Origin of the sequence: Priestia sp. BR_2 (genome assembly GCF_041954005.1) — a bacterium.
In the GTDB taxonomy this organism is placed as follows: domain Bacteria; phylum Bacillota; class Bacilli; order Paenibacillales; family Paenibacillaceae; genus Paenibacillus_AQ; species Paenibacillus_AQ lautus_A.
In genome coordinates, this window is sequence record NZ_JAVFHM010000276.1 from 46,964 (window position 1) to 72,646 (window position 25,683).

Below are 25,683 nucleotides of genomic sequence, written 5' to 3' on the forward strand. Positions count from 1 at the left end.
CGTGCTGAAGGTAGAGAACGTTCATAAATCCTACCGGGTAGGCGGCCTGTTTTCGAGGAAAAAGCAGCAAATTCTGCACGATGTAAGCTTCGAATGCCGAAGCGGCGAGTGCCTTGGCATCATCGGCGAGAGCGGAAGCGGAAAATCTACCCTTGGACGATTGATTTTGGGTATTGAACAACCGGACCAAGGGGCCGTCTTAATCGAAGGAAACGATGTGAGGAATCGTCAAGTGCGTTCCGGCAATATGAGTGCCGTTTTTCAGGATTATACGTCTTCGATCAATCCGTTCTATACCGTGAAGGAAGCCATCATGGAACCCTTAACGGCACGGGGTCCGGTACGTTCCGGCCAAGATGCCCGAGTCGATCGTTTGCTGCATCAGGTCGGGTTGAACGCTTCCTACAAAACGAAATATGCGCATGAGTTATCCGGCGGAGAGGCGCAGAGAGTTTGCATTGCCAGAGCGATTGCCACGGAGCCCAAGTGCATCGTGCTCGACGAGGCGATCAGCTCTTTGGACGTATCCGTACAGATACAAGTCCTCCGCTTATTGAAGGAGCTTAAAGACATCTATCAGATGAGTTACGTCTTCATCACGCACGACATTCAAGCTGCCGCTTATATTTGCGACAGGGTACTTCTTTTCAGAAGCGGCAAGGTGGAGGAGACGATCGACGTCAAGCAATTAAAGCATGTTCAGTCGGATTATGCCAAAAAATTAATGGAGCATTTGATTGCGTTCTAACGTTTACACGCAAGCAGGAGGAGAAATATAGTGAGTGGAGCGATGTCTTGGCCGTTTTTGCGTTTATATATGCTGGCCCTGCTTTATTTCAGCGCCAATGCCTTACTCAACGTCATCATTCCGCTTCAAGGAGCCGCATGGGGAGCCAGCAGCACAACCATCGGTCTCGTCATGGGGGCTTACATGCTGACAACGATGTTCTTTCGGCCCTGGGCCGGGCATTTGATCCAAAAGCATGGGCCCGTTAAGGTGCTGCGCCTGGTTCTGTTGGTAAACGGCACTGCCCTGATTCTGTACACTTGTACCGGATTAGGGGGATACCTCATGGCTCGAATTTTGCAAGGCATATGCACGGCTTTTTTTTCGATGGCATTACAGATCGGCATCATTGATGCGCTGCCTGAGAAGGAGCGTTCGCAAGGCATTTCATTTTATTCATTGTTCACTTATATCCCGGGCGTGATCGGTCCGGTTCTCGCATTAGGCCTCTGGCAGACGGGCGGCATGGATTCATTCACGCTTATTCTTGTTGCGATCGCCATTTGTACAGGTTTATTCGGGTACAGCGTCAAGATGGACACAGAGAATGCCCCACCGGAACAAGCGACAAGCCGTTCAGGCGTGTTCCATTCCTTCGGGCAAATCGTCAAGAATCGGTTCCTGTTCCGATGCAGTGTCTTGATGCTGTCGGCATCCATCGTATTCGGAGCGGTCACCACGTTTATGCCTTTATACGGCGAGCAGCTGAACAGCGGCAGCGCCGGCATTTACTTGATGCTCCAGGCTTCGGTCGTAGTCGCTTCGCGGTTTGTCCTGAGAAAACGAATTCCGTCCGATGGCAGATGGCATTCATGGTTTATCATGGGTACCATGCTTCTTGTAACCCTGGCTTCGGCATGCATCAGCTTGTCTTCAGAGTTGGGAAGCATGCTGCTGTACGCAGGCGCCATTCTTATGGGCATGGCCCAGGCGCTGCTGTACCCTACGTTAACGACTTATTTGTCATTTGTATTGTCCTCGTCCAACCGCAACGTGTTAATCGGTCTGTTCATTGCGATGGCTGATTTAGGCGTATCCTTGGGCGGGGTCGCGATGGGACCGATCGCCGATTATTTGTCCTACTCCACCATGTACATGATCTGTGCAATGTTAAGCATGATGATGGTTATTTTCGCGTACGAGCGAAAAGGAGGCTTGGCTGCTTCAAACACCAGCCATATCAGGGAGAGTGAAGGGGATGTTTAGCAATGTACGCCTGAAGCTTCATGAATCTCTGCTCGCTGGTTGAGCAGAGATTCTTTTTGAATTACTCAAAAGTTTCTAATTTTGGCTACGTGATCGATGCATAGCCATCAACTATGAGCTCTGCCGCTCAGGCGGGGAATATTGTTGAAGCTCATCCCAATGCGGCGTCGCCATATTCGCGCTTTTCTTTAATTCGGCAAAAGCTTGCTGCAGCGCTGTCACCTCGTTGGCCGACACCGCCTTATCACTTAACAGAATTCTGCTGATCGGGATAGACAGCATCATCTTCAATAGAACGTAAAAGAGCTTTCTGTTTTTGCGGGCGAACTGCTTTTGAGCGGCAGGCGTAACCGTGAACCCGTTTTTCTCCAATACTTGATGCCCCTCATCCATAGCATGGATGACAAGATGAAGAAGCTTCCTGTCTTTGGCGGCTCTGCGCAAATTCCCGTTATATGTAGAAGCAATAGAATTCAAAGCCAAGATCATAACATAATGGCTCTTCAGCCACTCATTCATATTGTTTTGGTAGGTCCATGCATATTTGGTGTTTGCCAGAGCCTGATCGATGAACGGTCGCCAAGACAGATCCTCGCCTAAACCTCCGATATTGATTTTGGTTCTTGGGCCGCGCACGCTAATGACAAGGCCGTTCTCTCTCCAGCCGGCGATCGATTGAAAAGCGAAGGCCACATGTTTCGTTACGGGGCTATGGGCTTGCAAGTAGGTTTGCATATCCTGAGGGCTTGCATTGTTGCCCATGATCACGACATGGCGGCTGTGATTCGCAGCCAGTGCAGGCAATACGGCCTCGAAATCCGGATATTTCATCACGACAAAAATAAGGTCATATACATCGTCCGGCTCTAGCTCGCGGATGACCCTCACGTTATGAACCGTAGTTTTGAATTGAAAATAATGACGGATGACATTGCCGTTCTTCTCCAGCTCATCCGCTCTTTGTCCTCTGGCCAGCATCGTGACGTTGTGTCCTACGCGCACCAGCTCGTGGGCTAAATAACTGCCCAGAACGCCTGCGCCGTAAACCAATATTCGCATAATAGGTCCCCCATTGTAGATTAAACGCTTGGATCAAAACGAGTTTGCTCAAGCGCATATTGAATGTATTGATCATAGTTTTTAAATAATCGACTTGATATTTAAAAATTACAGCTTGATTCTATATGGATCTTGCTAAGACTGTCAAGAAGTTTTTAAATATTTCCTGTTTAATTTAAAAACTGTACAGGTTATGTTAAACTACGTGTAGTGATGAATGCGGAAGCGAGTGAGGATTTTGATGAACAAATTCGAAGTGAGAACGCAGCAGAAGAAGGATGCGATCGTTCAAGCGGCCTTAAAGCTGTTCAAAGAAAAAGGCTTCGTCCACGTCAGCATCAAAGACATTGCCGAAGAATCCGGAGTGTCGTCCGTATCGCTGTATAACTATTTTGGCAGCAAAGAAGGGGTGGTCAAAGAATGCGCAAACGTTCTGATGCAGAATACCATCCGTATGGCCACGGAGCTGTTAAACCAAGATATCGAGTTTAAAGACAAGTTATCCCGCGTGCTTGCGATCTGCGCCGACCAAGACTATCAATTGCTTTGTACCCCAGGCGCGGTCGAAGATCAGGTGCTGGCTAGCTTATACAGCGAAAGCACCAATAACATTAGACTGGAGCTTATTCAGGAATTTATTGAGATGGGGAAGAAGGAAGGGGCAATTCATTCTTCGGTCTCGCTGGAGACCCTGTTGGAATTATTGAATGCCGTCGGGACGCTGCAAGCTTCCTGGGCAAGAGCCGGGAATTATAACGACAAGATGGCTGAACTTAACCAGCTTCTCTTGTTTGGTTTTATCGGACGCTAATGAATCAATAATAAAATGACCTCCGCCGTATCGGGTGAGAGGTTATTTCTGTTGTTTAATAATGCTGACGAGACAACGCAAAAAAGGAAATTAACCTTCCAAGGAGAACCATATACTACTTGAAGGAGGATGCTTTTTATGCCTAGAACCATACTTGTAGTCGATGATGATCCGGATATCGTAGACATGCTGAAACTCTATTTAGACGCAGAAGGATATAAGACTTTGGCAGCCTTCGACGGGCTTGCTGCTCTTGAGCATCTCCGAAGCCAACGCGTCGATCTCGCTCTGGTCGATATCATGATGCCGGTCATCGACGGATACCAGCTGCTCCGCACGATTAGACAGGATTATAAAATCCCGGTCATTCTCGTATCGGCCAAAAATCAGGAGCTTGATAAAATCACGGGTCTCAAGCTCGGAGCAGACGATTATGTTTCCAAACCGTTTAGCCCGATGGAAGTAATGGCAAGAATCCAGGCCCAGTTAAGACGGTCCTATGAATTCAATGAGCCGTCGGAACCTGACCCGGTTTCCGTCACCCGCATCGGGGATTTGGTGCTGGATCATCGCGAATATATACTGTATATCCAGGGAAAGCCCATTTCGCTCAGCGCGATCGAATATAAATTGTTAAACCTGTTTATGGGAGAACCGGGGCGCGTATTTACGAAACGTCAAATGTTTGAGCATGCCTGGGACGAGATGTACCTGGCCGACGATAACGCCGTTATGGTGCAGATTAGCAGGCTGCGGGACAAAATCGAGACCAATCCGAGAAACCCCGTTTATATCAAAACCATCCGCGGCCTCGGCTACCGGTTTGCCAAGAAAGATGAGTTAGACACATGAAAACGCCTAATCGTTTACAGCGTTCGCTGATCGGACAATACTTGTATTTCTTTGTTACGATTGCCATCATTGCGGCGTTATCGTTGTTTATATTGAATGCGCAAATCATGAATTATTTTCTCGATTCAACCGGTCAGACAAAGGTGGAGGAGACAACACAGAAGGGCTATTCGCCAGCTGCACGGGAGGAGATCTACAACGATCAACAAGAGCGCGTATTCTATAAAATGGCACTTCAGACCCTGCTTCTGTTTCTCGTTTTGTTTGCGATCACCGTGTATGCGTTCGGAAGAAGGACCGCTTCGAGGCTCACGACTCCGCTCAGCTCCATAGCCGACGGCATTCGAGACATTGCCCAAGGTCAATACCGCAAAAGGCTAAACTTCAAAGCAAGCTATGAGCTCGCGCAGATCCAGGACGATTTCAATGATATGGCAGAGCGTCTCGAGCGGATGGAGCGGGAAAAGAAGGAGCTGGAAGAAAGCAAGCAGCGCATGCTGATCGACATCTCCCATGACTTGAAGACACCGTTGACTACCATTCGGGGCTATATCGAAGCGCTTGAGGCGGGACTCGTGGATACGGAAGAGAGAAGACGACAGGTGTTGCGTTTGATATCCGACAAAGCCAGTTTGATGTCGGAGCTGATTGACGATATCTTTGACCTGTCCAAGCTGGACAGTCCCGATGTTTCTTTTTCCGTTGAATTCTCCGACATTACGGAATTTACGAGGGAAATCGCGGCCGAATATTATGAGGTTTTCGAAGATAAACAGCTTGTTTTCCGTTACGATATTCCCGATCGGGAAATGAGGGTCCCGTTCAACGCGATCTGGTTATACCGGGCGGTTTCCAATATGCTGTCCAATGCATGGAAATACAACCCTCCCGGCACAACCGTGGAATTGAAATTGGTAATCGCAGAGAACGGGGTTGAGATTCACGTTGCGGATGATGGCGCCGGTATCCCGGATGCCCTAAAGGATAGGGTGTTCGAAGCTTTCGTTCGCGGAGACAGGGCACGGACAAGCGATGGCGGCACGGGACTCGGTTTGGCGATTGCTAAACAAGTGGCAGAGAAGCATGGAGGAAAGATCAGGCTTACAACAACAAACGGGCAGACGACATTCATTCTGTTTCTGCCGAGCAATATGTAAGATTTCTGAAAGAATTGAGAAAGTGCACAGAAAGAGTGATCCGGTATCCTCAGGTGTAGAACGATCTACTAAATAGAGTGCAGGAGGACTGGGAAGAGTGGAGATACAAAAAGAGAAAGAGAACGAGAAGGGCATTGCCATTATACAAAGAATCGTTGCAAACCGGAAACGTATGCAGCCTTTAACTCCTGGATGGAAGGGGGCGTCGCTTGGACTAGGAGGCATCGCCTTCATTCTAATCCTGATCCAGGCCGATTATTTATTGACGGGGCACGGTTTCATAAAATATATCGCGGGCACGTTTTTGTTTGTTTTAGCGATTGCCATGATAAGCGGCTTGACGGCGTTGCTGCTGCACGGAGTCAAGAAACTGCCAAGCCGTTATATTTGGACGTTGACAGGCTCACTGACCTTGTTAGTATTCTGCTTCACCGTGCCGCCGAAAGTATCGGCCTTGTTCATTGCATGTTTTGCCTTTGTTTTTTCTTTATTTGGGGCATTGCTTTATAAAATTGCAGCCGGAAGCTACAGGCAAGTCTCGAAAGCAAGGAGAATCGGCGCCTTGGCCTGCTTGTCCTTGATCGCGATCGTGATCGGAGCGGGCTGCTTCTGGCTGATTCGGGAGGGAGACGAAGCCGCTCCGGGCGTCACGTTACAACAGCTGAAAACCTCAAGCCGGTATGAAGATTCGACGATGAACAATCCGGCAGAACAAGGCACCTTTCCCGTCCAAAGCCTGTTATACGGAAGTCCTGACAACTACCGGAAAGAGTTTAATCAAAGCGGTTCGCTGACGACCAAAACGGTGGATGCAGCCGAGTTTGTCGAGAAATGGTCCTCAGGGCGAACGAAGTCGCTTGGATTCGGACCGGATGCCCTGCCGTTAAACGGAAAAGTGTGGTATCCCGAAGGGGAGGGGGCATTTCCGCTGGTCCTGATAGTGCATGGAAACCACTTAATGAACGATTATTCCGATCCCGGTTACGAATACCTTGGCAAACTGCTCGCGAGCAAAGGGTATATTTTCGTCTCCGTGGATGAAAATTTCCTGAATGCCGCCCCATACGAGGACCTTTTTCTGGTTAGCGCCCTCCAACGCGAAAATCCGGCAAGAGGTCTGCTGCTGCTGGAGCATTTGAAGACATGGAAGGGCTGGAACAGCGATCCGGACACCCCGTTTTATCAAAAGGTCGATATGGAACGAATCGCCCTCGTCGGTCATTCCAGGGGAGGCGAAGCGGTCGCGATCGCCGCAGCCTATAACAAGCTCGGACGTCACCCGGATCACGGCCATATCAAGTTCGACTATAACTTCTCGATCCGCTCTCTCATTTCCATTGCGGGAACGGACGGGCAGTATCAGCCGCAAGGCAAACCGCTGCCGCTGCAGGACGTGAATTATCTCTCTTTGCATGGAGCTCATGATATGGACGTCAACAGCCTGGACGCTGCCAAACAATATCATCGGATTCGTTATACCGAAGGCAAAGATTACATGAAGTCGATGATTTATGTCTATGGGGCCAACCATGGCCAGTTCAACGGAGGATGGAACAGAGGGGATGGAGCAGGTCTTGCGAATCGTCTCTTTAACCTTCGTCAAATCATGCCGCGGGAAGAGCAGGAAACGATTGCCAAGGTGTTTATTTCCGGTTTTCTCGATGCAACGCTTAAGGACCAACGTCAATATCGGGAGATGTTCACGGATTTGGGTTACGCCAAGGAATGGATTCCCGACAACCTGTACGTGGGCAATGTTTACGATTCGGTGACGACCATGATTGCCGATTTTGAAGAAGACATCGATCTGCAGAGCACGACGCTGCCTGGCGGCAGCCTGATGGGCGAACATCTCCGGGTATGGAAGGAGGAGAAGGTAAGGACCAAGCATGGCTTGGCCGATTACAGCGCGGTTCGCTTAGGCTGGGACACGAGAGGAGAATCCGAACCTGCATCCTTCACGGTCACGCTGCCGGAACGCGGCATGGAAACGGGAACGGAAAGCTCTGTCGTATTTTCGATGGCGGACGCCCGTGGAAAAGACGCGAGCGGCGACCCGAATGAACTGATCAATGCAACGGTTTCCGTTGAAGACAAGAAAGGCAATCAGGCAAGTCTTCCCCTCAGCCACATATCCAAATTGCCGCCTGTTATCGAAGGTAAACTTCTCAAATGGCCGTTCTCGAATTCCGGGAACATTTCGGAGCCCGTATTTCAAAGCTATGATTTCCCGTTAAGCGATTTTGAACAAATGAATCCGGACTTCAATCCGCAGCAGCTGAGCAAGGTCCGTATTCAATTCAACCTGACCAAGCGGGGAACCGTGCTTCTGAGCGACATGGGGATCCGATCGTAACATGTTTGATATGGTCTGATAAGATGACTTTGATGACTGCCAGTCGACTAGAACTAGATAAGCTAAAGAAGCCGCCATATTGGCGGCTTCTTCGCTTTAGATTGAGCAGCGGGCTCATACCGTTACCGCTTATAAGCGGTAATACGTGTCCGTTTTCGGAAAATGAATCGTGACTGTTGTATACCTCCCAGCCTCCGATCGGATAGACAAATGATGTCCCAGCTTATGCGCCAATTGTTTTGCAAGATAAAGTCCCATGCCGGTCGATTTGGGATGGCTTCTTCCGGTAGATCCGGTAAATCCTTTCTCAAAGACTCGATGAAGGTCTTCCGGCTGGATCCCGATCCCCGTATCTACAATGTTCAACCGCTTTTCTTTACGGTCTTCTTCGACCGTGAAAGTAATGTTCCCGCCTTCGTCCGTATATTTCAACGCATTTGCAACGATTTGATCAAGGATAAATCCGAGCCATTTGCGGTCGGTATGGATGGTTTGCCGAATGTCCTCCATATGGAACCGAATCTGTTTATTGATAAACGTCTTGGCGAATTTTTTCGCACAGGTTTTAATGATCGCTTCCAACGGTTCTTCCGTGATGAAATAATCCTTGGAAAAAGAATCGATTCGAGAATAGTACAGTGCCTGCTCCACGTAATTTTCGATTTTATCCAGTTCATCCTCAAGTTTATCGGCCAGGGAATCTGCCGTTTCCCCCGTGCTGTTTTCCATGAGCAGACGACTTGCTGCAATCGGTAGCTTTACCTCATGAATCCAGGACATGATAAATTCCTGGTGATCTATTTTCTCTTCATTGAGTTTCCGGAGGCCTTGTTCATGATGGCGGTGCAATTTGGCAAAAAGCTCGAGATACAGCCGCTGCTGCGAATTTTGCGGTTCCGGGGCAGCGACAGGCCAATCTTCCCGGTCAAGATCGATCAGCTCCTGCAGCTTGCGGTAATAGGATCTGCGATAAACATAGCCAATCAGTAAGTAGGCTGCGGTGAAGGCCAAACAAACGATTTGAATATAAAGAACGCTGCCTGAGGCGTGGCCCGTGTTGACGGATAGGGCAACAATCATCGAAATAAAGCCCATCATCCCGGCGTACAGCAACAAAAAATAACGTTTGTCCTTAATGTATTGAAAGAAACTCATGGGATCATATAACCTTTCCCTTTCTTGGTTACAATCCAGTTTTCCTTGCCGATGCCGGCCAGTTTTTTGCGCAAGCGGACGATGTTGACGGTTAACGTGTTTTCGTCCACAAAGCTTTCATCCTGCCAAAGATAACGCATGATTTTCTTGCGGTCTACAACGGTTCCCTTCTGCTGCATCAGGATCTTCAATATACTGACTTCGGTTTTGGTAAGCTCCGCTTGTTCGGTTTCATACGTGAGCGTCCCTTTGTCCGGAAGGAACACGACCCCCTCATGCTCGAACACATTGGATTGTATGTCCGAATAGGAATACGTTCGGCGCAGCAGCGCATTGACTTTAGCGGTCAAAACATCCATATGGAACGGCTTCTGAATATAATCGTCTCCGCCCATATTCACCGACATGACAACATCCATGGGCGAATCGCGGGAAGAAAGAAAGAGCACCGGTACATTGGAGATTTCCCTGATCTTTTGACACCAGTAAAATCCATCATACGAAGGCAAGTTGATATCCATGATCACAAGATGAGGCTGGTCATGAATAAAGCATAACGCGACCTGGTCAAAGTTATCGACGCTGACCGTTTCCAGGCTCCATTTGGTTAATGCTAACTGGATCATCCCCCGAATGGTCGGGTCATCCTCTACGATCATGATTTTCATAAACGATCCTCCCGGGCGTTACTAGCGGCAAATTAAACACATTGTATACGATCTTCCCGAGGCAGACAAGCAAGTTTCTGGGACTGCTTCCTTTTGTCCAATGTGACAGGAATGTAAGGTTGAGGGAGGAAGTTGTAAGCTAAAGTAAAGGTGACCTGTATTAAGATCAGGATAAGAAATACATGATTTCGAAATCGTGATGACATTGTTTCTATATTGATAACCAGGAAGGAAAGATCAACATGAAAATGGTAGTGAACGCGGCTCAGGTTCGAAAGGTTTATGGCGTAAAAGGAAATGTCTATACCGCCTTGGATGATATCGATTTGACCGTGCAGGAGGGAGAGTTCGTAGGGATCATGGGGCCGTCGGGCGCAGGCAAATCGACGTTGCTCCATGTGCTGGCGACGATCGATCAGCCTACCTCCGGAGACGTTGTGATAGACGGGATGGACGTGCTGAAGATGGATGAGGAACAGCTATCCGCTTTTCGCCGGGATAAACTGGGATTCATTTTTCAAGATTACAATTTGCTGGACACTTTAACCGTGAAGGAGAACATCTTGCTGCCCTTGGCGCTGGCCAAGATGAATGTCAAAGAACTGGAGTTTAGAGTGGGGGAGATCGCGGATAAATTCGGCATCACCCCGATTCTGGACAAATACCCGTATCAGATTTCCGGAGGGCAAAAACAGCGGACTGCGGCTTCACGCGCCATGATTTCCGGCCCCAGCCTGCTGCTGGCCGATGAGCCGACCGGCGCTCTGGATTCGAAATCGGCGACCGACCTGCTGGAGAGCCTGAAGGACTTGAATGAATATGATCAGGCAACGATTCTGATGGTCACCCATGACACGTTTGCGGCAAGTTACTGCAAGCGCGTGCTGTTTATTAAGGACGGTCGCATTTTCACGGAACTGACGAAAGGCGAGGCATCCCGCAAACACTTTTTCAAAAAAATACTGGATGTATTGACCGTACTGGGGGGGAATGCAAGTGACCTTGTTTGACATCGTGAAAAAGAACATGAAAGGGAACTTCAAAAACTACGCCCTCTATTTCATTTCCATCCTGTTCAGCGTCATCATCTATTATACTTTCCTTTCTTTGCAGTACAGCCAAGAAATTGCGAGTTCAATCGAATCGTCGCAGAGCATGCAATCCGTTTTTATGATGGCGTCCATCCTATTGATTGTGTTTGTTGCCGTCTTTATCATGTACTCCAACCGTTTTTTTTCGAGACAGCGTAAAAAGGAAGTAGGTTTGTACGCGCTATTTGGTTTGCCCAAAAAAAAGATCGGAAAAATGCTGTTTTATGAAAACCTGATCATTGGGGTGACGGTTTTAATCATAGGAATCATGATCGGCACATTGTTATCCAAGCTGTTCGCCATGATATTAATCAAACTGCTGGGGACGCCTGTACAGGTAGGCATGGCTTTCTCCCTTCGCGCGCTGGTTCATACGCTCATCGTGTTCATGGTGATTATTTTGGCGACATCGATCCAGGGCTATCGATTGATCTACAGCTTTAAACTCATCGAATTGTTTCGCGCGGAGCAGAAAGGGGAGCAGGAACCGAAAGCGTCGTTTCTATCGGCGGTGGGTGCAGTTCTCTGTCTGGCTGCGGGGTACGGATTCGCTTTCCGCGATTTTTCCGTCACCGAAGAAATTCTTGTCAACCTGAGCGTGATGACCGTCGGTATTATCGCTGGAACGCTTCTGCTCTTCTCCTCCTTGGTCATTGTCTTGTTGAGAACCGCCAAGAAGAGAAAGCGAAGTTATTATAAAGGCATGAATCTGGTCATCACCTCTAATTTGGTGTACCGGATTAAAGGAAACGCTCGTTTGTTAAGCGTCATTTCCCTGTTATCCGCAGCAGCTTTGTGCGCTTTCAGTGTCGGATTAGGTGCGTATTTCACGTTTGACAAAACATCGAAGCTCACGGCACCGTTTAGCTACATGTATATTGCCCAGGACAAAGCCTTTCATCAGAACGTAGACGATATCATACGCGGGGATGCAGCGCATCCGATTATAGCGCAAATGACGATTCCGGTGCTGGAGACAAAAGGGGAGGCTTCCGATCCAGAGATCCTTCCGGAGAGAATGATCGAAGCCGATAAAACCCCGCTCAAAGTGGTTTCGATCGATCAGTACAACCAAGTGGCAAAGGTGTTGCGCTTCCCCGTTCTTGATCCGATCGAACAGGATGAAGCCGTTGCGATCCGGCCCATGTATACGGACTATGAGTGGTCCGATTACGAAGGCGAAACGGTCGACATCGAATTGCCTGATCAACGGCTAACCCTTGCTTTTGCGGGGATGACCGTAGAACGAATCATCAATTGGAGTTATCCGGACGTGATGATTGTTGTAAGTAACGGCACCTACGACAACATCGAGGCGCAAGTTTCGCCGACCCGCTATGTCGGGTATGCCGTGCAGGAACAGAAGACGACGAAGCACACGGCCGATGCGCTGGCGGCGCTGAAGACACCGGAATCGAACCTGTCTTCTTTTTATTCCGAATACCGGCTTGGAATCGAAGAAGCGGCTTTTAATGTGTTTATATTAGGATTTCTTGGACTTGTTTTTGTCATGGCAACAGGAAGCATGATTTATTTCAAGCAAATGACAGAAGCGGCGACAGACAAACCTCGGTTCGATATTCTTAAAAAAGTCGGCGTAAGCGGAAAAGAAATCAGTATGGCCATCATCAAGCAGAACGCCTTCATTTTTGCTTTGCCGCTCGCGATCGGGCTTGCCCACTACATGGTCATCCTGCAATTGTTGAAAAGGTTATTCAGCAATATGGCAGGCGCCAGTCTCTTGCTGCCCATCCTGATCTGCGTCGCTGTGTTTATCCTGATCTATACGGTTTATTATGTGCTCACGGTCAACTCCATCAGCAGGATCGTCCATGGAAAGTCTGCCCCCGTGGCAAGAATTGCAGCTATAGCCATTACGGTCTGTCTTCTGGTACTGATTGGCATATTCTTCGGCACGGAAACCCCTGCAACGCAGGATGGAAGGGGCCCGGCAGAGAAAATCCAGTTACAGCTTCCAAAACCTACTGGAAAATACGCTGTGGGGTCGATGGAAATGCACTTCAAGGATGACAACCGGGTGGACCCATGGAAACAGGACAGAGACAGGGAGCTGATGGTCAGCATATGGTACCCGGCCACGGGAAAAAGCGAGCAGAAGGCTTTGTACATGCAGCCCGAAGCAGCAAAGTATTACGACGAAAACACGATCTCCACGATCGGGTTGGATCCCGGCAGCGTCGATCTATCCGGTATCGGCACACACTCTTGGGTGAATGCGCCTCCACTGAACAACGGCGATGGGTGGCCGATCCTCATCTACACACCTGGCGGATCTGTTCCAAGAAACTTCGGGACGGCTGTAGTCGAAGACTTGGCCAGCAGAGGTTATGTGGTGGTTTCAGTCGATCATACGTATGAAGCCTCTGCGGTCCAGTTTCGCGATGGACGTGTGGCCACGGAGTCGTTACCGCCATTCAGTGCAGAAACGGTACTGAAGATGCTAGAGGTACGAGTGGATGACATCCAATATGTATTGGATCAACTCGAATTCATAAAGAAAGGCCGTTATTCAGGCGATCCTTTACCCGCTGGATTTCAAGAAGCATGGGACCTGTCAAAGATCGGAATATTCGGACACTCCGCAGGCGGGGCTACCGCTGCTCAGGTGATGTATGAGGATGACCGGGTCGACGCCGGCATCGATATGGATGGAACGATGGGGCACATGCCCGATAACCCGCTCCCGGTGGCGCAGCACGGTTTGGATCGTCCTTTCATGCTCATGAATTCAGGCTACAATAAAGAGGGCGAGGTTGATTCCCATCTAACCGCGATGGACCGTCAAATGTTCTGGCAGCATTCGACCGGCTGGAAGCTCGATTTAAGCATACCCGAGGGAGCACATTATACGTTTACAGATTATCAGTCGCTCCTTCCACAGCTTCAGGAGAGGCTGAGCCTTTCGCCGCGAGTCGTCCAACAATTTATCGGGACAGCTGAGCCCGAACGGACGATCGCCGCCCATCGAGAGTATGTCGCTGCTTTTTTCGATTATCATCTAAAGGGTGCACCACAGCCGCTGCTGAACTCCCCGTCCGCAGACTATCCCATGGTTGATTTTATTCCTTAATGTCAGAGGCGTGAACCGCGATGGAGCATCATGCCGCAATAAAAAATACACTTTCGAAGCCGCCATATTGGCGGCTTTTTTTATGAGATAAGAAAGTATAAACTTCGGAGCCTTAACCATCCTTAGCTCGCAAGAAAACTTCAGCTTAAGCCGGTCTTTCTACTTAGAATTTACATCGATAGATGTTTTTCTGAATCGATATCCGTTTATGCCCTCAACTAATAAGAATGATTACGATTTTCTGAAAACGATTGACATCGACGTATAATCGGGATAAAGTATATTTTGTTAATCGTAATAATTACGAATAAACAGGTCGCTGAAAACAAACGAAAGATCGGTGGCTTAGAGACAAACTTAACATCGGGAGGGCGAGTCAATCTATGTACTTTAGATTCAAGCAACGCAAGAAAACATCTTATATCGCAGCCGTCAGTTCATTTCTCTTATTACTGGGATTCATCATGTCAGCTTGCGGGGGGAGTGAGACTTCCAGCAATCCGGAAACCAAGCCGAGTGACAATGCATCGTTACCGGTACGGTCCGATGCCGATACCTCTGCAGCTCAGGAAAATTACATAACATTCCAGGATGCAACGGATCGCACCATAACGCTTCAGCAGCAGCCAAAGCGAATCGTCGTGTTATCGCCAGAATTTCTTGATTTATTATACGCGGTCGGCGGAGAGGCTGTGGGACGGATGGAAGCGGCCGGCGTTTCCATTCCCGAACAGGCTGAAGCGATATCGTCCGTCGGCAGCGTCAGCCAGATCAGCCTGGAACAGGTTGTAGCGCTCAGACCCGATCTGGTTATCGGGCAGGCACGGTTTCATAAAGAGCTTGTGCAATCGCTGGAGAGCAGCGGGATTCCTGTCGCCTTGATGAGTCTGTCCAGCTATGAGGATATGAAAACCAAAGCCGAATGGATGGCGAAGATAGCGGGTACGGAAGCGCAGCTCCCGGAAAAGCTTGAAGCTCTGGAGGTTCGAGTAAACGAAATCGTGGAAAAATTACCGGACGAGGAACCTACCTTTATCAATATGAACGTCACGCCGGGCGGAATCTCGATACAAAAGAACGGCACATCGGGTCTGGAAATAGCGAAGATGTTGGGTTTGACCAACGCTGCCGAGAATCTGGAATCGTCGCCTAACAGTCCAACCACGACGCCTTACAGCATGGAGACGCTTGTGAAACAGGATCCGGATTATATCTTTTTGATTATCCACGGACAAAAGACCGTTGGCGAGAAGAAGATTAAAGAGGAGCTTGAGAACAATCCGGCATGGGCCTCCATCGGGGCCGTCAAGGAACAACACGTCATTGTCGTACCATCCGATCTGTTTCTTACCAACCCGGGGCTTCACTATGATGAATCCCTGGCGTATTTAGCCAAGCTGGTGTATCCGGAGATCTATGGTGATGTTGAATAGATCGGTCCGTCATGCATCCCTGATCATTATTTTCACGATCGCTGCAGTTTCGGCGTGCTTGATCAGTATAGCTACCGGTGCCGTTATGATTCCGCTTCGGGACATTGTCACGGGTATCCTGCATCATGAGCTGCCTGGGATGAACCGGGATATTATCTGGAATATCCGGCTTCCGCGGACGCTTGTCGCGATGCTTGTAGGCGCGAACCTCGCGGTATCCGGGGCGCTTTTGCAAGGCGTCATGCGCAATCCGCTCGCTGATCCCCACATTATCGGAGTCTCCAGCGGCGCCGGACTATTCGGGATTTTCCTGCTGGTGGTTGTACCGCAATATGATTACTTACTGACGCCTGCAGCATTTCTCGGAGCGACTCTCGCTGCGTTCATTATCTATCTTTTGTCTTGGAAGGATGGCGTTAGCCCTCTGCGGATCGTTCTGTCCGGGGTCGCTGTCTCCGCATTCTTGGGGTCCGGGATATCGGCGATGCTTACCTTTTACAGCGACCGTGTGCATGGCGCTTTAATCTTCATGGTCGGCGGGCTTGCAGCCAAAAGCTGGCCGGATCTCTCGACCATACTGCCTTACTCGCTTATCGGTCTTCTTCTGGCGATGATCTTCTCCAAGCAGATGAATATTATGATGCTGGGTGACATCAATGCACGGAATTTGGGGACGCGGGTTGAGCTGTCCCGTTTCATGATAACCGCAATCGCCACGTTGCTCGCAGCCAGCGCCGTCAGCATCGCCGGTTTGCTGGGGTTCGTCGGTTTGATCGTTCCCCACATCGCCAAGCTGCTTGTCGGCGGAGATTACCGGATTCTCATCCCGTCCTCTGCTTTGCTGGGCGCTGCCGTTCTGACGTTCTGCGACACGCTGGCTAGAATGATGTTTACACCGATTGAACTACCGGTCGGAATCATCATGGGGGCATTGGGAGCACCCTTTTTCCTTTATCTGTTAAGGAGGAGGAAAGCATGACACGTTTGGAGACTCGCGATCTTTCGCTGAAATACCAGGAAAAGTTTGTTATTCAACATCTGGGCATCTCCTTCGAGAAAGGATCCGTGTACAGCATTATCGGTCCGAACGGCTGCGGGAAGAGCACGTTGCTTAAAGCGCTCGCGCGCCAGTTGAAGCCCGCAGGAGGGCAGGTTCTGCTTGACAGCAAGCCGTTATCCGATTTAAACGGGAAGGACGTGGCCCGGCAGCTGTCCTATATGGCCCAATCGCAAGAGCCCATAGAAATCACGGTAAAGGAATTGGTCGGATATGGAAGAACGCCCCATCAGCCTTACTGGAATCATGTCAGCGCCAAGGACCGCGAGATCACGGATTGGGCATTGGAGGCAACCGCTCTTACGCCTTATGAGGACAGACTTCTGCATACGCTGTCTGGCGGAGAAAGACAGAGAGCGTGGATTGCCATGGCTCTGGCTCAGCAGCCAGGCGTGCTGCTTCTGGACGAGCCGACCACATACCTGGACATTGCCCATCAGCTGGAGGTTTTGGAGCTGGTTCGGGGATTGAATCAACAATTAAATATGACCGTTATCATGGTTCTGCATGATATTAACCACGCTTCAATCTATTCCGACTATATCCTGGCGATGGAATCAGGGAAGGTGGAAGGCTATGGCTCACCATCCGAGGTTTTGACGCCGGATCTGCTGGGCAGGGTGTTCGGTGTTGAAGCTTCCGTGGAAACCGATCCGGTTCGCGACAAGCCCATTTGCCGGATTACCGGATTAATCAAGAAATAAGGAGTCGAACGCTTTGGAACCTATAGATCATCAATATCCTTTTACAGCCATTGTCGGCCAATCCCGAATGAAGTTGGCTCTCATTCTGAATGTGGTGAATCCGAAGCTCGGAGGCGTTCTGATACGAGGGGAAAAAGGAACGGCGAAATCAACGACGGTACGTGCCTTATCGGGGCTTGTGCCTGATCTGAACGTTGTCAATTTGCCGGTTAGTGCGACGGAAGACCGGGTTGTCGGCGCATTAGACATCGAGCATGCGATCAAGAAAGGAGAAAAGAAATTCGAACCCGGATTGCTGGCTGCGGCCCACGGCCATATCTTATACGTCGATGAGATTAATCTGCTCGATGATCATATCGTGGATGTGCTTCTGGATGCGGCTGCGATGGGGGTTAATACCGTTGAGAGAGAAGGCATTTCCTATTCCCATCCGTCACGGTTCCTTTTGGTAGGGACGATGAACCCCGAAGAAGGGGACCTGCGACCGCAGCTATTGGACCGGTTTGCACTGTCGGTGGAGATCGGCGGGGAAAGGGACGTTCAAGAGCGCACGCTTGTCATCCGCAGACGATTGGAATATGAACGGGACCCTGCTTCATTTGCAGCGCGATATGAGACGGAGCAGAAGAGAGTATTGAACCAAATCCTGCAGGCCCGAGACCGTCTGGGCCATATCCCGATCTCGGACGATATGCTTGAGCTGGCAGCGAAAATCGGCATCGCACTGGAGGTGGAGGGACACCGTTCCGATATCACCCTCATCAAAACGGCAGTTGCCCTGGCTGCCTGGCATGGGAAGGAGACTGTAAGCCTAGATCATATGCAAGAAGCGGCGCACTTGGTCTTGCCTCATCGCATGAGACGGCAGCCGTTTGAAGCCACCGGCGGCATTGAGCAGCGATTACAGACGATACTGACTTCAGTCGAATGGGTACCGTCATGATAACGGAAGAATGGAAGAGCGCTGCCCCGGTATATCCATTCAGTGCGATTCTGGGCCAAGAGAAGGCCAAACGAGCTTTACTGCTCTATCTTGTCAATCCAGCGATTGGAGGCATACTTGTTAACGGCCATCCCGGGTCAGGAAAAAGCGCCCTGCTGCATGCGGCCTCTTCTTTGGTCAAGCCGCGCCGAATCCTATCCGTACCCGTCAACGTTACGGCTGACCGGCTGCTCGGCGCTTGGGATATGGCAGCCGCCATGAAAGGCGGAAAGCTAGCGCTTGCTCCGGGATTGCTGGAAGAAGCCAATGGACAGCTCCTGCTTGTAGACCATATGAATCTACTATCTGAAGCGATCTTGAAGGAGATCGTCAGCACGCTGTCTACGGGCTCGATCTATGTGCAAAGAGAGGGAATATCCACGGTTCGGAGAAGCCGTTTTATGCTGCTTGCAGCAATGGATCCCAATGAAGGCAGGGTATCGCCTCCCCTTCTGGACCATTTTGGTTATTGCGTTACGTTGGACGATGTTCACGATTCCATATCAAGAGCAGAGATTATACGCCGAAATCTGCAGTTTGAGCATGATCCGTTTGCATTCCAGAACCGATTTCGGCCGCAGGATGAAACGCTGCGTCTTCGCGTCGAAGCCTCCGCACAAGCTCTTCCCCAAGTTCAGGTGAGCGCGGACATGATTCAATTGTCAGCCTCCATCGCCAGAGAAGCCGGGATCAGCAGCTCCAGGGGCGATCTCAGTCTGATTGAAGGGGCAAAAGCTGCCGCCGCTTGGGATGGGCGTTCCGCGGTTACCGCCGCCGACATCCGGGAGATAGCTGAATTTGTGCTGCCCCACAGAATGACACATGTAATGGAGAAGCCCCGTGCTTCTAGCAGCGGCTCACCTGAACAGGATAACAGTAAACAGCCGGAACATTCGCTTGAGGATTATGCCTGCTCCTCTCCAATGCCTCCACAGAAAAGTCCCGAACCGAAACGGAATCCCCATCATCCGAGCAACGCTTCTTCTGACAAACAAGATGTGACCAGCCATACGGTAGAGCAGCATGCGGATGATCGACAGCACGTATCAGAAGGTTTGGAGGAACGGGTGCTGCTGCCAGACGAAACGTTTACAATGAAGCCGTTCCAGCTCGAAGGGAAGCGCAAGATTGAACACGAGGGATCGGGAAAACGAAATAAATCCCGGGCCAACCAGAAGAAAGGGAGAGCTATGGGGTATATGTACCCGGGCAGGAACCTGCCAACCGACGTGGCTTTGGATGCCACGATCCGCGCAGCGGCTCCCTATCAAACAATCAGAACAAAAAAAGACGAGGTGGCATATGCCATTGAGTTTGATGATTTGCGTCAAAAGAAAAGAGAGAACCGGGTAGGGGCGACCTTGCTGTTCGTCGTTGACGCCAGCGGGTCTATGGCGGCTCGAAAGCGAATGACCGCCGTCAAAGGCGCTATTCTGTCACTGCTGCAGGATGCTTATGAGAAAAGAGACCGAATTGGGATGATCGCCTTCAGAAACAACGAAGCCGAGCTTATCCTTCCGGTGACGCGCAGCATCGAAGCCGCGTCCAAGCAGCTTCGGGACATTCCCACAGGGGGAAAGACGCCTCTGGCAGACGGGCTTGCCCAAGCGTACAAGGTGCTCCAGTCGGAGAAACGCAAAAATAACGATACGCTCCCGGTCATGATCATCGTAACGGATGGCCGTGCCAATGAAAGCTCCATCGGATTAACCGCGTATGCTGACATTTGGAACGAATGTCTGGAAGCGGCCAAGCTGATCCGAGCTGCCGGGATTCGGTCCCTGGTATTAGATACGGAGCAGGGATTTGTCAAATTGGGACGTTCGAGGGAGCTGGCTGACGCTTTAGGCGCTGAATACAGATTACTTGACCACGTAGATGACGAAGGTATTGCACGGGCTGTCCGCACCACCATGAAATGACCTATCGAATGATTATAGAGGGGAGGCGACAAGAGTGAAAATCGCCGTGCTGACGACATCCCATGCAGCGATGAGGGATTTGTCACAGCTATATAAGAAATGGGACGCATCTTTTCGCAGTCGTCTAGCGTTATCCGTGTTTAATATAGAAGGAACTTTTTCGGATGAAGAATGGAAGCGGCTGAAGGCAAAGGTAGAGGAAGCGGAGTTTATTATTCATGATCCGCACGGTACGCCGGCTCAGACCCTTTCCAGTATTCATGATCTTTGTGCAGGTCTTGAGGCGCAGCAGGTGATTTTAGGAGGGAATGCGGATGGGATTCAAGATTTGTTCCGATTGGGCTCGCTGCGTTTTGAAGATATTGCCGGCAGCGGTCAACGGGGGGAGCCGTCAGCTTCTTTAGCTCAAATTAATACAAATCAAGATCTTGAGCATTATCGAACCTTACTTGATTACTGGAGACATTCCAGTATCGACAATTTGGAGCATATGCTGGGCTATATCGCTACAACATTTGGCCAAATAACGGATTGGCCGCCGTTGGAACCGCCTTCTGTTCTAGAGACGTTGGGTATATACGACCCGTTATTGAAGCGACCGTATGAATCTTTAAAGGCCTATCAGAGCGTGACGCCCGTTCGGACCCATTTGCCGACGGTAGCCGTGCTATTTTTGGGATACAGCTATCCGCTCCATACCGGAGAAATCGTAGGCGGTATCATTCAGGACCTACGAAAAATTGCGAATGTCCTACCCATCGCACTCACTTCCTTGGTTCGCGTAGATCCACAAAGGCTGCGAAGTTTGCTGATGCAAGGAGGCTCCCAGGGCGGGAAGGTCGATCTGATCGTGAATTTTGTTCCGTTCCGGCTTGGCGCGGGGCCTACCGGAGGGAAAAGCGATGAGATCCTATCCTTATTAAAGGAAGTTGAAGCGCCGATGTTCCATCCGTTCTTCTTAACGCGAAGGGAACGGGAAGTATGGGAAGGCTCGCTGCAAGGTTTATCGCCTTCCGAATTTTTGGTCCAAATGATGCTGCCCGAGCTCGACGGGAGCATTGACATGCTTCCGGTTGCCGCATTATCCGGTCGTGAATACGATGAGGAAATGCAGCTTCACACGAAGGAACTGCGGGTCATTGAGGAGCGAGCGCGGCGGTTGATCAGCAGAGTTCGTCGATATTTGGACCTTCGAACCAAGCAGCCGTCGGAAAAGCGTATCGCCATCATCGGCTATAACTATCCTCCCGGAGAGGGGCATTTATTTCAGGCATCGTTTCTGGATACGTTCGAATCCATATCCCGAATCGCGACAGCGATGAAAGATCACGGCTACACGACAGAGGCATTTACCGGAGCTGAATTAAGGGAACGCTTCCTACGGGAAGGAGCGGTCAATTCCGGAGTCTGGACGGACGAGCGTTGGTCCGTTGAACTTCCAACGTACGACAATAAGGCTTATGAGCAGAATAATAAAGTGTTTGCCAATCGCAGGGATGAGCTTATTCAGCAGTGGGGAGAGGCGCCGGGCAATATTATGACGACGGAGGAGGGAGCATTCAAAATCCCCGGTTTGCTAAGTGGAAACCTGTTTATCGGGGTTCAGCCCAGCCGGGGCGTTCACGAGCATCCCGAGGCTGCTTACCATGACAAGAGCCTTCTTCCGCACCATCAGTATCTAGCCTTTTATCAATACATTCGGGACGAATTCAAGGCGGATGCCATCCTGCACGTAGGAACCCACGGAACCCTTGAGTTTCTGGAGGGAAAAGAGAGCGGAATGTCCGGTGATTGTTTGCCGGATGCCCTGATCCAAGATCTTCCGCATTTCTATATGTATTACGTTGGAAATCCGTCCGAGGCAATGATCGCGAAGCGAAGGTCGCATGCTGCCTTGATCGGCTACCAATCCCCGCCCTTCACGACAAGCGGATTATATGGTGAATATGTCGAGCTTGAAGCGATGCTGCACGAGTACCGGGAAACGGAACGGCTGAATCCAACGCGTGTTCCCGACGTAAGGAAGAGGATACGGGACCAGGCGGCATCGCTTTCTATGGAAACGGACGATTTGGAAGAGCTCGAAATCGAGCTGTATCGGATTCGAAGATCCGTGATCCCGAACGGTCTGCATGTCGTCGGCGAGGGCTACAACCATGAAGAAGCGGCAGGGCATATGAAAATGATTTTGAGCCATGAGCAGGGAAAACTTGGATCGCTGCAAAGAGTATTTGCAGCATCCATGGCTTGGGATTATGACAGCCTGCTGGAAAGCCGGGACATTGAAAGACTGCAACTGCTGGATGAGTGTGTAGGAAATGCCGTGTTATCCTTCATTCATAATGAAACCATCCCTGAGCCTCCACAGTTGCCGGATGAAATGAAGGCACGCTGGAACGAGATCTGGAATCACGGGTTAACGGCATATCATTCCACCAAAGCGGATATGGAGCTTAAGAACCTGCTGCGGGCGCTGGATGGGGCGTATTTGCCGGTTAGCCTAGCCGGGGACAGCGTTCGTAATCCGGAGGTTTTGCCGTCCGGAAATAACCTGGTGCAGTTCGATCCGCGCGCCATTCCAAGCCGGACGGCAGCTGCGACCGGGTTGAAAATTGCCGAGAATACCTTGAAGCTGTACTACGAGGCCCATCAAAAATATCCTGAAACGACGGCACTCGTGATGTGGGGGCTGGAAACTTCGCGGACCCAGGGAGAGACGTTAAGCCAGATTCTGGCTTATCTCGGCGTCAGAATCAAGGAAAGGGGACATTCCATGCATATGGGATATGAAATCATTCCACTTTCCGAACTGAACCGACCGCGAATCAATGTCGTCGTGCATATCTGCGGATTTTTCCGCGATATGTTTCCGGACCAGCTATTCATGCTTTATCGCATGTTTAGAGAAGTATCCGAGCTGGATGAGCCGATGGATCAAAATTGGTTCAAACAGCACTCGGAGTTGCTGTACCGACAGCTGCGCAATGCCGGCGCCAGGCACGACGAGGCTTGGGATTTGGCGTGCGCCCGCATTTACGGGCCTGCCGAAGGAGAATATGGAACGTCCGTAACCAAGCTGATCGAGACCAAACAGTGGGAAGAGGAAAGCCAGATAGGCGCATCATTTATAAGCAGCCTGAAGCATGTATATAGCTCCAACTACAGAGGCAAGGAAATGCTTGAGCTGTATCAGGCCAACTTGGCGGCCGTGGATATCGTTTCGCAAATTCGGAGCAATCATGAGCACGAAATTACGGATTTGGATCATTATTACGAATTTTTCGGGGGGTTGGCGAAATCGGTAGAAATCGTTAAGGGCAGTCGAGCGGAAATGTATATCACCGATACAACGCGCGAGCAGGCATTAACGGAAGAAGTACGCAAATCGATTCAGCGAGGCGTCCGAACCCGCTTGCTTAATCCCAAGTGGATGGACGGATTGCTGAAGCATGACTATCACGGTGCACAGAACATAGCCGACCGAACGGAAAATTTGCTTGGTCTGGCAGCGACAACGAACCAGGTGGATTCCTGGATCTTCTCTTCGGTTCATAAGGTATATGTTGCGGACGAACAGCGCAGCAAGCAAATGCGGGACAATAACCGTTCTGCATATCACAGTATGCTGGAAACTCTGCTGGAGAGTCATCAACGGAATTATTGGGACGCGTCGGAGGATGAATTGGGAATGTTGCGTGATCGTTATTTGGAGCTTGAAGGGGATCTGGAAGGCCGTAATACCTAGGTCGTAAAGTGAAGATCCACTATGCCAAACGGGGAAAACAGGGATGATATCATAATCATCCCTGTTTTTTTATGTTCCGGTTCAGGATCATCATCAATATTATTTACGGCTATTGTTATTGTTTTTGCCACATTTCTTCTCGAATATCAATAGAAAAAACAGTATAATAAAGACAAACAAAACTAAACAAAAACATTCGGATAGGGCGGTGGCAGGAATGAATCAGGAATTTGTGCATCCGGCAGATCAGCTTCTTCTCTTTATCAATCGCATTTACAACCATGGGATGACAACCACGTCGGGAGGCAATTTGTCGATCAGGGACCAAAACGGGGATATATGGATTACGCCAGCGGGAGTGGACAAAGGGTCGCTTAACCGGTCGGATATGGTATGCGTGAAGGAGGACGGCAGGGTAGAGGGAATTCACAAGCCTTCCAGCGAATTTCCCTTTCACCGGCTCATCTATCAAGCCCGCCCGGATTTGAAGTCGATCATTCATGCCCATCCGCCTGCACTGGTTTCGTTCAGCATAGTAAGGCGCATTCCGGATACAAGGCTGCTTCCGAACGAAAGGCAAATCTGCGGCGAGATCGGAATCGCGCCTTATGCGCTGCCCGGAAGCGAGCAGCTTGGGGAGAACATCGCAGCCGTCTTCAAGCAAGGGATCGACACGGTCATGCTGGAGAATCACGGGGTCGTGGTCGGGGGAGAGGACCTATTTCAAGCGTTTCGTCGGTTCGAAACCCTCGACTTCTGTGCACGCCTTGAGATTGAGGCACGTCGAATCGGTAAACCGGTCCTGCTTAACGATGAGGATTACGAAACCGTGCGCAACAAAAGCACGCTGCAGATGGATACGTTCATCCGCGATTCCTGCACGTCGGAAGAAAAAGAGCTGCGCCGCGATATGTGCGGATTGATGAAACGCGCGTATAAACAGGGATTGTTCACCAGCACGCAGGGCACATTCTCCCATCGATTGCAAGGAAACGATTTTGTCATCACGCCCTATGGCAAAGACCGCAATGATCTGGAACCGGAAGACCTCGTCCGCATAGAGAACGGCAAAGCGGAAGCGGGCAAACAGCCGAGCAAATCCGTTTTCCTCCATGAAGCGATCTATAACACGCAGCCGCATGTCCATTCGGTCATCATCGCGCATCCTCCCAACATTATGGCATTTGCGGTCACCGACACGGCCTTCGATTCGAGGACGATTCCGGAAAGCTATATATTGCTTCGCGGAACGCCGAAGCTCCCCTTTCATGCGGTGTATAACGAGCCTGAGCGTACCGCTTCGCTGTTTAAAGCCAATACGCCGATTGCCATTGTGAACAATAACTGCGTAATCGTTGCCGGTCAAAGCCTGCTCAACGCTTTTGATCGATTGGAAGTTGCGGAGTACAGCGCGAAATCCATTTTGTCGGCGAGAACGCTAGGCGATGTCATCCACATCGATGATGAGCGAATCCGCGAGCTTGAAGCAGCATTTCATCTGGAATCATGAGCAAGAACCTGGCGTTCATGATCTATAGCCTTTAAATGAAGGAAGAGCAGCAGAGTTGCCGTGAATGATACGCGGCCATCTGCTGCTCTTTTTATTA

General features: G+C 50.1%; 18 protein-coding genes. 15 read left to right on the forward strand and 3 right to left on the reverse strand.

Annotated features, from left to right (window positions below; all coding sequences use genetic code 11):
• The first annotated feature begins 1 nt into the window (after window position 1).
• The gene (locus RB298_RS21395; protein ID WP_486048497.1) at window positions 2–748 is read left to right on the forward strand and encodes an ABC transporter ATP-binding protein; all 747 of its coding nucleotides are present in this window, start codon (window positions 2–4) and stop codon (window positions 746–748) included.
• A 30-nt stretch (window positions 749–778) separates the two neighbouring features.
• On the forward strand, window positions 779–1,993 hold the full coding sequence (gene cntE / locus RB298_RS21400) for a staphylopine family metallophore export MFS transporter CntE (RefSeq protein ID WP_486048499.1): 1,215 nt from the start codon (window positions 779–781) through the stop codon (window positions 1,991–1,993).
• A gap of 111 nt (window positions 1,994–2,104) precedes the next feature.
• Here the strand turns inward: cntE and RB298_RS21405 are convergent, their stop codons facing one another.
• Complete coding sequence (locus RB298_RS21405) at window positions 2,105–3,052, reverse strand: ketopantoate reductase family protein (protein WP_486048501.1); 948 nt, start codon at window positions 3,050–3,052, stop codon at window positions 2,105–2,107.
• A 241-nt stretch (window positions 3,053–3,293) separates the two neighbouring features.
• On the opposite strand from RB298_RS21405, the gene RB298_RS21410 reads away from it, so the two are divergent.
• The 4 genes from RB298_RS21410 to bahA all read left to right on the forward strand — a co-directional run bounded on the left by RB298_RS21410 (window position 3,294) and on the right by bahA (window position 8,228).
• Entirely contained in the window at window positions 3,294–3,863 is a 570-nt protein-coding gene (locus RB298_RS21410; protein WP_486048503.1) for a TetR/AcrR family transcriptional regulator, read from the forward strand.
• A 138-nt stretch (window positions 3,864–4,001) separates the two neighbouring features.
• On the forward strand, window positions 4,002–4,715 hold the full coding sequence (locus RB298_RS21415; protein WP_486048505.1) for a response regulator transcription factor: 714 nt from the start codon (window positions 4,002–4,004) through the stop codon (window positions 4,713–4,715).
• Entirely contained in the window at window positions 4,712–5,872 is a 1,161-nt protein-coding gene (locus RB298_RS21420; RefSeq protein ID WP_486048507.1) for a HAMP domain-containing sensor histidine kinase, read from the forward strand. Before RB298_RS21415 ends, RB298_RS21420 begins: the two co-directional genes overlap by 4 nt.
• A gap of 97 nt (window positions 5,873–5,969) precedes the next feature.
• On the forward strand, window positions 5,970–8,228 hold the full coding sequence (bahA, locus tag RB298_RS21425; RefSeq protein ID WP_486048509.1) for a bacitracin amidohydrolase BahA: 2,259 nt from the start codon (window positions 5,970–5,972) through the stop codon (window positions 8,226–8,228).
• A 129-nt stretch (window positions 8,229–8,357) separates the two neighbouring features.
• Here bahA and RB298_RS21430 read toward each other — a convergent pair whose 3' ends face one another.
• Together RB298_RS21430 and RB298_RS21435 are read right to left on the reverse strand one after the other, a co-directional pair.
• On the reverse strand, window positions 8,358–9,383 hold the full coding sequence (locus RB298_RS21430) for a sensor histidine kinase (RefSeq protein WP_486048511.1): 1,026 nt from the start codon (window positions 9,381–9,383) through the stop codon (window positions 8,358–8,360).
• Window positions 9,380–10,051 carry a response regulator transcription factor gene (locus RB298_RS21435; RefSeq protein WP_486048513.1) on the reverse strand — a complete coding sequence of 224 codons (672 nt, stop codon included), beginning with the start codon at window positions 10,049–10,051 and terminating at the stop codon, window positions 9,380–9,382. Before RB298_RS21435 ends, RB298_RS21430 begins: the two co-directional genes overlap by 4 nt.
• A gap of 242 nt (window positions 10,052–10,293) precedes the next feature.
• On the opposite strand from RB298_RS21435, the gene RB298_RS21440 reads away from it, so the two are divergent.
• The 9 genes from RB298_RS21440 (at window position 10,294) to RB298_RS21480 (ending at window position 25,586) form a co-directional block, all read left to right on the forward strand.
• On the forward strand, window positions 10,294–11,061 hold the full coding sequence (locus tag RB298_RS21440; protein WP_096773581.1) for an ABC transporter ATP-binding protein: 768 nt from the start codon (window positions 10,294–10,296) through the stop codon (window positions 11,059–11,061).
• Window positions 11,042–14,233: an FtsX-like permease family protein gene (locus tag RB298_RS21445; protein WP_486048515.1), complete on the forward strand. Its 3,192-nt coding sequence runs from the start codon at window positions 11,042–11,044 to the stop codon at window positions 14,231–14,233. The genes RB298_RS21440 and RB298_RS21445 overlap by 20 nt, the downstream gene beginning before the upstream one ends.
• 383 nt (window positions 14,234–14,616) lie before the next feature.
• Window positions 14,617–15,666 (forward strand): ABC transporter substrate-binding protein, encoded by a 1,050-nt coding sequence (locus RB298_RS21450; protein WP_486048517.1) that lies wholly within the window; start codon window positions 14,617–14,619, stop codon window positions 15,664–15,666.
• Window positions 15,656–16,645: a FecCD family ABC transporter permease gene (locus RB298_RS21455; protein WP_096773584.1), complete on the forward strand. Its 990-nt coding sequence runs from the start codon at window positions 15,656–15,658 to the stop codon at window positions 16,643–16,645. The genes RB298_RS21450 and RB298_RS21455 overlap by 11 nt, the downstream gene beginning before the upstream one ends.
• Window positions 16,642–17,427 carry an ABC transporter ATP-binding protein gene (locus RB298_RS21460; protein ID WP_096773585.1) on the forward strand — a complete coding sequence of 262 codons (786 nt, stop codon included), beginning with the start codon at window positions 16,642–16,644 and terminating at the stop codon, window positions 17,425–17,427. Before RB298_RS21455 ends, RB298_RS21460 begins: the two co-directional genes overlap by 4 nt.
• A gap of 13 nt (window positions 17,428–17,440) precedes the next feature.
• Window positions 17,441–18,370 (forward strand): magnesium chelatase ATPase subunit I, encoded by a 930-nt coding sequence (locus tag RB298_RS21465; protein WP_217993019.1) that lies wholly within the window; start codon window positions 17,441–17,443, stop codon window positions 18,368–18,370.
• Window positions 18,367–20,331, forward strand: coding sequence for a VWA domain-containing protein (locus RB298_RS21470; RefSeq protein ID WP_486048520.1), 1,965 nt, complete (start codon window positions 18,367–18,369; stop codon window positions 20,329–20,331). The genes RB298_RS21465 and RB298_RS21470 overlap by 4 nt, the downstream gene beginning before the upstream one ends.
• Before the next feature lie 34 nt (window positions 20,332–20,365).
• Window positions 20,366–24,076: a cobaltochelatase subunit CobN gene (locus RB298_RS21475; RefSeq protein ID WP_486048522.1), complete on the forward strand. Its 3,711-nt coding sequence runs from the start codon at window positions 20,366–20,368 to the stop codon at window positions 24,074–24,076.
• Between the two features lie 217 nt (window positions 24,077–24,293).
• Window positions 24,294–25,586: a class II aldolase/adducin family protein gene (locus RB298_RS21480; RefSeq protein WP_096773588.1), complete on the forward strand. Its 1,293-nt coding sequence runs from the start codon at window positions 24,294–24,296 to the stop codon at window positions 25,584–25,586.
• The last annotated feature ends 97 nt before the right edge of the window (window positions 25,587–25,683 follow it).